This window comes from Nocardia sp. NPDC058058 (assembly GCF_042885355.1).
Lineage (GTDB): Bacteria > Actinomycetota > Actinomycetes > Mycobacteriales > Mycobacteriaceae > Nocardia.
This window is the reverse complement of sequence record NZ_JBHVSA010000033.1, coordinates 1-1,224: the sequence shown is the minus strand read 5'-3', so window position 1 is coordinate 1,224 and position 1,224 is coordinate 1. Positions and strand designations below refer to the sequence as shown.

Sequence of the window (1,224 nt, the reverse complement as noted above, 5' to 3'; positions counted from 1 at the left end):
CTACTGGTTCGACGGCGCCCCCGACCGGGTGCCGCAGCCCGAACACCGGCGGCTGCGCGTCATGCCCCGCGTCACCGTCCGGCTCGGCGCCCTGACCCGCAGCGACGGTCGCTGGGCGCAGAAGGGCGTGGACGCCGCGATGCACGCCGAGCTCACCGAGCTGGCCCGCAACCGCGCCTGCTCCGACGTCGTGCTCGTCACCGGCGACGGGGACCTGCTCCCCGGGCTGATGTCCGCGAAGGAACACGGGGTCGCCGTCCACCTCTGGGCCGTCCAGGCCGCCGACGGGGACTACAACCAGTCCGAGGACCTCGTCGCCGAAGCCGACGAACGCCGGGTCCTGGACCGCGCCTGGATCACCCGGGCCGTCCGCGCCAAGGACCTCTCCGGACTCTGCCCGCCGCCCCCCGCGCCCCGCCCCGAGATCGCCGCGATCCTCTCCGCCCCGCTCCCCGAGGCCGCGCTGGCCGAGGCCGCCCGCAACGGCTCCTCCGCCCCGGCCGCGCCGGACACCACCGAGCACGGGACCCCCGTACCGGCGCCCGCGAACGAGGGGGCCAAGCCCGTACCCACCCCCAAGGACCTCGCCACCCTGCGCGCGCCCGGGCAGCCGCTCACCCCCGCGCAGCCCTCGCACGCCCCCGCCGGCAGCAGCGCCCTGCGCTGGTCCTCCGACAAGGGCTGGATCGACCGGGCCGGGCCGCTGGGAGAACCCGCCGAGACCGCCTCCCTGCCCACCCTCGCCCAGCTCACCAGCGCCGAACAGCGCTGGGCCGACCGCGAGGAGGACATCACCACCGTCGGCGGCGACCCGTTCGAGGTCGGGCAGGTGTTCGCCAGGCGCTGGATGGAACGCCTCCCGGAGACCGTCCACCTGCAGAAACTGGCCACGATGTACCCGCGGATCCCGCACCGCATCGACGGGGAGCTGCTGCGCTACGCCGCCCGCTTCGGGCTGCTCGCGCACAAGGACGACCAGATCGACGAACACGACCGCTACGCCATCCGCGCCGGGTTCTGGCGGGAGATCGACGTCCGCGCCGCGGCCGAGCACGTGGGCGGTACACCGGCCCCCGTACCCGGAGCGCCGGGAGACCCCGGCGGCCGGGTGAGGGTGGAAGACGCGTAGGCTGCTCCCTCGTGAGTACGGGCACAGCACCAGCGGATCAGCACACGGCAGCGGCCGCGGAAGCGGCCTCGGACGTGGTCTGCGCGGTACGTGAC

The 1,224-nt window shown here is 75.2% G+C and carries 1 protein-coding gene; it reads left to right on the top strand.

Annotated elements, in window-relative coordinates; genetic code table 11:
- Positions 1-1,129: NYN domain-containing protein (locus ACFVUS_RS43955; protein WP_387781520.1), on the top strand; the 1,129-nt coding region annotated here is incomplete at its 5' end.
- Between the last annotated feature and the right edge of the window lie 95 nt (positions 1,130-1,224).